Origin of the sequence: Propionivibrio sp. (genome assembly GCF_016790145.1) — a bacterium.
Taxonomy (GTDB): Bacteria; Pseudomonadota; Gammaproteobacteria; order Burkholderiales; family Rhodocyclaceae; genus Propionivibrio.
On record NZ_JAEUOI010000166.1, the window covers coordinates 1 to 8,590 of the forward strand.

The window sequence follows — 8,590 nt, forward strand, 5'->3', positions numbered from 1 at the left end:
TCGAGGCGGCAATCAATAATCTTTTCATGATGTTTCCTTTTCAAGTAAATACCCAGGCTTCCGCCTGGGTGGGGTTAAAAATCAGAAGGTTTCTGTACTACGATCTTGCAGTAAGTCATGGAGTGGCTTCTCGCCGTATAGCCAGAACATCAGCGGCGTCAGCAAAGTATCAAGAAGTGTTGAGCTCACCAGTCCGCCGAAGATCACCACTGCCACCGGATGAAGAATTTCCTTGCCTGGTGCCTCAGCGGCAAACAGCAAGGGAACCAAGGCCAGTGCCGCAGTTAAAGCAGTCATGAGGACTGGCGTCAATCGTTCCAGCGAACCGCGAACGATCATGCTCTTGCCAAAAATTTCGCCCTCGAACTTGCACAAATTGATGTAATGGCTGATTTTCAGGATGCCGTTGCGAGTGGCAATGCCGGTGAGTGTGATGAAGCCAACCAGCGAGGCGACTGAGAGCGAGATTCCAGCTAGCCACATGGCGATCACGCTGCCAATCAACGCCATCGGAATGTTGCCCATGATCATTGCCGCCAGCCTTGCCGACTTGTAGCGGCTGTAGAGCACCATGAAAATCAGTGCGAGCGAGATCAGCGAAAGACCGCCGATCAGTCGCGTTGCCTGCTCTTGTGCCTCAAATTGCCCTTCAATACTGATGAAGTATCCCTCGGGTAAATGGACTGCTCCAACTGTTTCCCGAATCTTTCCAACAATCTTTGACATATCCGAACCGTCAGTATTGGCTGAAATCACAATCCGCCGTCGCCTGTTCTCCCGACCGATTTGATTTGGCCCATCAGATTCTTCAATACTAGCGATCTGTGACAGGGGAATATGGCCGTGCGGTGTCGGTATCAGGATATTGCCTAGACCTTGTGTGTCACGGGCACTGTCGGGCAGACGAATGACCAGCTTGAAGCGCTTGTTGCCATCAACGATCTGCGCCACCGTATCGCCCTCGGTCAGGGTTTCCAGCATTTTGAGAAGTGAGCCAGGCGAAACGCCATATTGCGCGGCCTTGCTATAATCGAGCCGTACCTTGATCTGTGGAATCATTACCAGCTTTTCGATCTGAAGGTCAGTCAACCCCGGTATGTTGGCAAGTTGCACCTGAAGGCTTGATGCTTGGCCACGCAAGGTATCCAGATCATCGCCGTAGATTTTCAGTGCGATCTGCGCGCGTACGCCGGATAGAAGATGATCAAGGCGATGAGAGATAGGCTGCCCCACGGTCGTGGTTGCCGGCAGTGAAGCGAGACTGGCACGAATATCGGCCATGACTGCCTCGCGACTACGTTCTGAAGGCTTCAGATCCACGTCAATTTCACTCGAATGCACGCCTTCAGCATGTTCGTCGAGTTCGGCGCGACCGGTACGGCGCCCCACGTTTTTGACTTCAGGGACCAAACTGATCAGCGACTCGGCCAAAGCACCCACTCGGTTTGATTCGATGAGCGAAGTGCCTGGATTGAGCATCATGCTTATCGTCAGCGTGCCCTCGTTGAAGGCGGGCAAAAACGCCTTGGGGAAAAACGGCACCGTTACCAGGCATAGCACCAGCGCCAGCACGGCCATCCCAAGCGCCAGCCTAGCTCGCCCGAACGAGGCTTCAAGGAGGCGTTTATCCCATCGTTTGAGCCAAAGCACGAGTCTCGAGTCACCGTGATCAATCTGCTTCATATTGGGCAAGAGGAAGTAGCACAAAACCGGAGTGACGGTTAGCGCCACCAGCAAGCTCGACAGAATCGACGTGATGTAGGCGATCCCGAGCGGCGCAAACAGGCGGCCTTCAATCCCCGGCAGTGCAAACAGCGGCACAAAAACCAATACCACGACCAACGTGGCCACGACGACGCCAGAGCGCACCTCGTTGCAGGCTGAAGAGATAGTCTTGATCGTATCCAGCAGGCTTTTGGGTTTGTGCTGTTTCAGACGTCGCAACACATTTTCGACATCGACCAGTGCGTCATCGACTAGTTCGCCGATGGCAATGGCCAAGCCACCCAGCGTCATCACGTTGATCGACAAGCCCATGCCTTGGAATACCAAGGCCGTGATGGCCAGCGAAAGAGGGATGGCTGTCAGCGAGATCACAGTGGTACGAACATTCATCAGGAACAGAAACAGGATGATCGCCACCATGATGGCGCCATCGCGCAAGGCGGCTTTGACGTTGCCAATCGACGCCTCAATGAAATCGGCTTGCCGGAATAAGACTTCTGGTTTTGTAATTCCCAGCGGTAATGACTTTGAGAGACTCGTCAGTGCTTCTTCAATTTTGCCCGTCAGTATCACTGAATCAGCGCCGGGCTGTTTCTGAACGCTGACAATCACGGCCGGTTTGCTTGCAAAACCCGCATCACCGCGATTGAAGGACGCTGCAAATTTTACCTCAGCTAATTGCTTAAGTAGGATCGGTTGGCCCTTGGCATCACGAACTGCTATGTTTTGCAGGTCTTCCAGCCGGGTCGTTCGCCCAAGGTTGCGGATCAGGTATTCCCGGGCATTCTGTTCCAGGAACCCACCGCTGGTGTTGCTGGAGAATGATCGTAACGCGGTCTCAAGTTCATCGAATCCGACACCAAGCCGGGCCATCAGCGCAGTGTCGGGTTCAACACGAAATTGACGCACTTCTCCCCCGATCGGAATGACTTGAGCCACCCCAGGAATCGATAGCAACCGGGGTCGCAATACGAAATCGGAGTATTCACGCACCGCCATCGGACTCACTTTGGCGGGGTCCGCTGGCAAGGCAATCAACATGATTTCGCCCATGACCGATGAAACCGGCCCCATATTGGGGCTAACACCAACCGGTAGCTGCTCCTTGACCTCGTTCAAGCGTTCAGCAACCAATTGCCGGTTACGGTAGATATCCGACCCCCAGGCAAATTCGGCGTAGATGATCGACAAGCCGATACCCGATACCGAGCGTACCCGCGTCACTCCCGGCATCCCGTTGAGGGCCGTTTCCAGCGGAAAGGAGACCAGTTGCTCGACTTCTTCCGGTGCCATGCCGCCCGCTTCGGTCATGATGGTGACGGTTGGTTTATTAAGATCGGGGAATACATCCACCGGCATATTTTTGGCCGTGATCGCCCCATAAACCATCAGAATCACGGCAAAAACCAGAACAAACAGTCGATTATTCAGACTGCTGTTGACAATCCAGCTAAACATGATCGTCTCCCTAGCGGATCTGATTGATCAGCGTGGCACTGCTGGTCACAATCCGCTGACCAGGGGTCAACCCTTGGGCCACCATGTTTGCACCGTCAATCGCCGTGACTTGCACCGCTACTGGGCGAAAGATTTCCGCGCGCTCATGTACCCAGACAATGTTTTCATTGGCACTGTTTTTAACGACGGCCGACGCAGGTAGCGGCGTTCCCTTTACGGTCTCCCTGTTCTTTACGATGACCTTGACCGGCTGTCCGAGCACCAAAGGAATCTCTCCACCAGTTAGCCGGAAAAACAATGGGATTGCGCCATCGCGCAAGGACGCAGCACCACCCAGATAATCGAGTTCGGTTGTAGACCCCGCCAGCGTGGCCCCCGTCAACGTATGGATCGAGCGAGGATCAAAGGCCAAGGCTTCAATCATCATGTGATGGGGGTCGATAATCTCGAAAAGAACATCCCTGGCTTCAATGACCTGGCCGTTGATCACGCTACTTGATGCAATGACACCGCTCACTGGCGCCCGCAAGGCTTCCGGGCCATTGCCGGTGGCCAGGGCATGACTACGCCCGCGCAGCACCGCAAGTTCCGTCTCGCCGGCATCAATATCCTTTTGGGGGACGGTTCCGGAAAGCTCCTTCAAACGAGTCAACTGCTTTTCTGCCAACACCAGTTTGGCTTTGATATCGCCTTGTTCCGCTCGCGAATTCGTTCGTTCCATACTGCCAATGGCAGGCTGCACGTAGGCCAGCACATCGCCTTTCTGCACCCATGATCCGACGACAGGCAAGCCTTTCGGGGTAACTTCGATGCGCCCGGCCTGCATTGATTGCACTCGTCCGCCTGTGCCGGGATCCATCACGACGTGACCATTGAGTTCCTCAGTGCGCTGAACGGATTTTTCTTCCGCGAGGATAGTCCGGATTTCCAAGCGGTGCTGTGTCTCTTTCGGAACAAATACACGACCATCAGGTAGGCGCTGGGGCTTATCTGTTGAAGGGGCAATGGCGGCTTGAGTGGCACCATGATCTTCATCGCCGTGCGCCCAGGCCTGACCCAAAGACAACACCATCAGGCCAGTGATTAGAATTTTCCTGTACATACCTTGTTTCCCTTATTGAGCGGACTTAAATCGCTTCAGAAGAACGGCTGTCCCGACGATCAAGACGGCTAACGAGGCACTGATCCACCACCAGCCCGAGCGCGATGGCAGATTGCCAAGAACGGTAGCTTGAGAAGATTCCTCGACGATAAGGGTAGTTTCGATCAAGTCAGCGAGGTCACCGGCGGTTACCGTGAAGACCAGAGGGTAGTTTCCGGGCGTGGCGAACTGGGGTGCAGCAACCCGGTAAGTACCATGGCCCGCAGCACTGGCTACAGCTTTCCAGTTGCCGCTTTCGACTTCTACCTTGGCGTCTTTGACGGGCTGGTTATTGGCAAAGTGATCAACATAAATTGTCAGTAGCCCGTTTTGCGGGATGGCCACCAATTCGAACAGATCGGTGTGTGCCTCTGCGCGAGGTGCCGCATAGGTGACGCCAACCTGTTTTGTGCTTTCACCATGGTCTTCACCTCCATGGGCGAAGCTCAGAATGGGCAGCAGGAGTATTGAAAGGATCAGAAACTTTCGGGTCATGGTAAAACTCCCACAGCCTGGTTGTAACGGGAAATGGCGCGTGCTGCTTCAAGTTTCGCCCGGGCGAAAGCTAGCCTGGCACCGGTCAGATCAGCCTCAGCCTTGAGCCTCGCCGGCAAGTCAAATTGGCCTGCGCGAAATGCCTTGTCAACCCAGGCAAAACTGTGTTCCACCCGTTGCAACCGCTCCTCAAAAATAAGAATGGAGCCCTGGCTCTGCTCAAGCTCGAGCTGACTCGATGTAATCGTGGCATCCAGCTTGCGGCGGGTTTGCTCGGTCAAAAGCTGTGCTTCGATCAAGTCCGCATTGGCAGCGGTGATGCGTGGCTGGTTACGAGATTCCGAGCCAAAGGGGATTTTCAGGGCGACTTTGGCAAGATTCTGATAGGGCTCATTAAAATTAGCGCGCTCCCGTGTGAGAGTCAGCCCAATTTCTGGCGTGTTACGTGTATCGCCGCTGACTTGGCGTAATTTATCTTGTGCCGCCGTTGCGGTCGCCGCGTGGCTGGCTATTGCAGGGTGTCGGCTTTCTATGTCTATCTCGCGGGACACCAGAATTTCGGGCAGCTCGGGCAGCGGAGCACCTTTCGACAAGGCTCGGAATTGCGCAAGGGTGCGGGCCACTGCGGTTTGAGCCCGTACTACATCGGCTTTGGCGATTGCCACGCTGGAGCGGACCTGGTTCAGGTCAAGCGGCGTGAGAACGCCGGCCTTGAGTCGCCGAAGCACATCGGCCTCAAGCTGAGAGTCTTCTTTGAGCTTGCGTTCCGCCGCGTTTTGCTCGATTTCGGCCAAACGAGCTTCCCACCACGCTTCGCGCAGCTCCCCGGCCAGTTGCCAACGGGCATAGGAAAAACGTTGTGTACTCGCTTCGCGCTCGCTTCGGGCAACCGACTGGGCACGATCGCGTTGCCCCCAGAGCCAGATCGGCTGGCTGATTTCAGCCTCCCATTCGCGTAGGCCATTGTTGGTGTCGATTTGATCGCCGCGGTACGAAATAGTGAGTGTGGGAGGTTCAGGCACCCAAGCCTGGCTGGCTGAAAGTTGCGCGTCGTATTGCTCAGATCGGGCGGTTTGTGCTTGGTTTGACCATGCATGCTCCAAGACATCCTTGAACGTTGCAGCAGACAGTGGGGCAGAAAAGCCCAGTACCATGACCACCATGACAAACACTCGCCATTTATAACTTTGATCCGGCATGTACGCCTCCATGAATTCTGGCTGGAACTCCTGGCTCCTAAGGTCTGTATCATGACGTTGCGAAACTAACAGGACACTGACACGCAGATTACATTTCCGTAATCTTCCAAAGGGTGGCATTCGACAGGCGCAAAATAGAGGAAATTCATAAGCTTGCCGAAGGAGAGCATCAATGAAAATTCTGGTCGTTGAGGATGAACCGAAGACAGGTAATTACCTGAAACAGGGTCTGCTGGAAGCCGGCTTCGTCGTCGATCTGGCACGGAATGGCGAGGATGGCCTGCACGACGCATTGACCATCGATTTTAACCTTGTAATTCTGGATGTGATGCTCCCGGGTATCGATGGCTTTGAGGTTTTGCACGGTATCCGTGCCGCCGGCAAAGAGATTCCCGTACTCTTTCTGACGGCGCGCGATCAAGTGGACGATCGGGTCCGCGGTCTTGAACTCGGCGCGGATGACTACCTTGTCAAACCGTTCGCCTTTGCCGAACTTCTGGCGCGAGTACGAACCTTGCTGCGCCGGGGTGGCAAGAGCAAAGAGTCCGAAGTCCTGAGAGCCGCCGATCTCGAACTTGACCTGATACGCCGCCGCGCGACCCGTTCCGGAAAACGTATTGATCTGACGGCCAAGGAGTTTTCATTGCTTGAGCTATTGCTACGTCGACAGGGCGAGGTACTTCCACGCTCTTTGATCGCCTCGCAGGTATGGGACATGAATTTCGATAGCGACACCAACGTGATCGAAGTAGCTGTGAAGCGCTTGCGCGCCAAGGTGGATGACAACTTTGAACCAAAACTTATTCGTACCGTCCGTGGCATGGGTTATGTTCTGGAGATTCCTGAATGCGTTTGACAGTTCGCAAATCGATCACCCTCAGGCTCACCCTACTTTTTGCGTCCGCCTCGAGCATCGTGCTGCTGTTGCTGGGTTTTCTGATAGCCGTATCGGTTGATCAGCACTTCGAAGCTCAGGATATGGAAGTGCTTTCAGGAAAACTGAAACTTACCCAACACGCACTTGAGAAAATTCGCTCCAAAGCTGAACTGGATCAACTACCACAGCTACTTGAAGATGCCCTGGTCGGACATCAAGGACTGGAACTTGTTGTTGTAGCACCCGATGAAACAATTCTTTATGCTACAAACGGAGCCGAGTTTCCAAAAACGCTACTGGATAGCCATGTCAATGCGGATAGCACAAGGCCAATAGTCTGGAGGACAAGCAGTAACCAGCCTCTCCGTGGAATTTCCGCGCTGTCTCCCACGGCGATCAAAGGGTCACCGTCCGCAATCGTAGCCGTGGCCACTAACATATCCCATCACGAGCACTTCATGAGTTCGTTCCGGGTGACTCTTTGGTCGTTCGTTATTCTGGCGGCTTTCGTAACCGGGGTTCTTGGCTGGATTGCAGCAAGACGAGGGCTTTCACCCTTGCAAGCGGTTAAACATAAAGCGGCGGATATTACGGCGCATCGTCTTGACTCCCGGCTTCCGGTGGATTCGGTACCCGTTGAGTTGCTTGGGCTGGTCGAAACCCTGAACGAAATGCTGACCCGGCTTGAGAATTCCTTTAAACAACTCTCGGATTTCTCATCCGACATCGCGCACGAATTGCGTACTCCCGTCAGCAATTTGCTGACGCAAACGCAGGTCACGCTTTCGAAGGACAGGAGTTCAGATGAGTATCGTGACGTCCTGGCATCCAACATTGAGGAATTCGAGCGGCTGTCGCGCATGATCTCGGACATGCTATTTCTTGCAAAATCCGAAAATAATCTGATCATCCCGCACCGAGAGCAACTCAACCTGCTCGACGAGGTGAATGGTTTGTTCCAGTTTTACGAGATACTGGCCGAGGATAAATCGATCTTCATGGCGAGTTCCGGAAGCGGTCGTGTCTCTGGCGACCGGTTGATGTTGCGCCGAGCCATCAGCAACCTGCTCTCGAATGCGTTGCGCCATACTCCTGCTGGTGGACGTATCGCCGTTCATGTCGATAACACGAGCGATTCGTTTGTAAAGTTGTCGGTGGTAAATACAGGGGCAGCCATTCCTGCCGAGCACGTGCCACGCCTGTTCGACCGATTCTACCGTGTCGATTGTTCCCGGCAACGTTTCAGCGAGGGGGTGGGGCTTGGCTTGGCGATAACCCGGTCCATCATGCGAGCGCACGGTGGGGATGCCTTCGTACGTTCGGATCAAACGAGCACTGTGTTCGAATTGATCGTTCCATGCCAGCCCATAGGAATGGTGCCGATTGACAACTAACAGGACATCTGTAGCGCCAGAGCCATTACACATTACATCGCGGAAAAGAAAGCTAGTTCATTCTTGCCAGAAAGGTTCATAAATTACAGAAATGTAATTTTTCAGTCAGCCTCATGTTGGTTTCCCCTGATTAAACTCCTCGCATCTGATAAACAAATGGAAAATATTATGAAATTTCATCTCCGTTCGCTCTTCCTTATAACGTTTATGGGTTCCGCTTCAGTCTTGGCACAAACGCTCCCCAAAGTCGACATCTACAAAAGTCCGACTTGCGGCTGCTGTGGGAAGTGGATCGAGCACA

General features: G+C 53.9%; 6 protein-coding genes. 2 read left to right on the forward strand and 4 right to left on the reverse strand.

The genetic code is table 11. The features are described 5' to 3' along the window. Positions 1–81: 81 nt before the first annotated feature. The 4 genes from JNM42_RS13610 to JNM42_RS13625 are packed head-to-tail and all read right to left on the reverse strand — an operon-like array spanning position 82 to position 6,018. The gene (locus JNM42_RS13610; RefSeq protein WP_294270953.1) at positions 82–3,183 is read right to left on the reverse strand and encodes an efflux RND transporter permease subunit; all 3,102 of its coding nucleotides are present in this window, start codon (positions 3,181–3,183) and stop codon (positions 82–84) included. Between the two features lie 10 nt (positions 3,184–3,193). After that, positions 3,194–4,285: an HlyD family efflux transporter periplasmic adaptor subunit gene (locus JNM42_RS13615; protein WP_294270956.1), complete on the reverse strand. Its 1,092-nt coding sequence runs from the start codon at positions 4,283–4,285 to the stop codon at positions 3,194–3,196. 12 nt (positions 4,286–4,297) lie between these two features. Beyond that, positions 4,298–4,819: a hypothetical protein gene (locus JNM42_RS13620; protein WP_294270959.1), complete on the reverse strand. Its 522-nt coding sequence runs from the start codon at positions 4,817–4,819 to the stop codon at positions 4,298–4,300. Continuing rightward, the gene (locus JNM42_RS13625; protein ID WP_294270962.1) at positions 4,816–6,018 is read right to left on the reverse strand and encodes a TolC family protein; all 1,203 of its coding nucleotides are present in this window, start codon (positions 6,016–6,018) and stop codon (positions 4,816–4,818) included. The genes JNM42_RS13620 and JNM42_RS13625 overlap by 4 nt, the downstream gene beginning before the upstream one ends. Before the next feature lie 172 nt (positions 6,019–6,190). Here JNM42_RS13625 and JNM42_RS13630 point away from each other — a divergent pair, with 172 nt between their 5' ends. After that, positions 6,191–6,874 carry a heavy metal response regulator transcription factor gene (locus JNM42_RS13630; RefSeq protein ID WP_186411994.1) on the forward strand — a complete coding sequence of 228 codons (684 nt, stop codon included), beginning with the start codon at positions 6,191–6,193 and terminating at the stop codon, positions 6,872–6,874. Then, on the forward strand, positions 6,865–8,289 hold the full coding sequence (locus tag JNM42_RS13635) for a heavy metal sensor histidine kinase (RefSeq protein ID WP_186411995.1): 1,425 nt from the start codon (positions 6,865–6,867) through the stop codon (positions 8,287–8,289). The genes JNM42_RS13630 and JNM42_RS13635 overlap by 10 nt, the downstream gene beginning before the upstream one ends. The last annotated feature ends 301 nt before the right edge of the window (positions 8,290–8,590 follow it).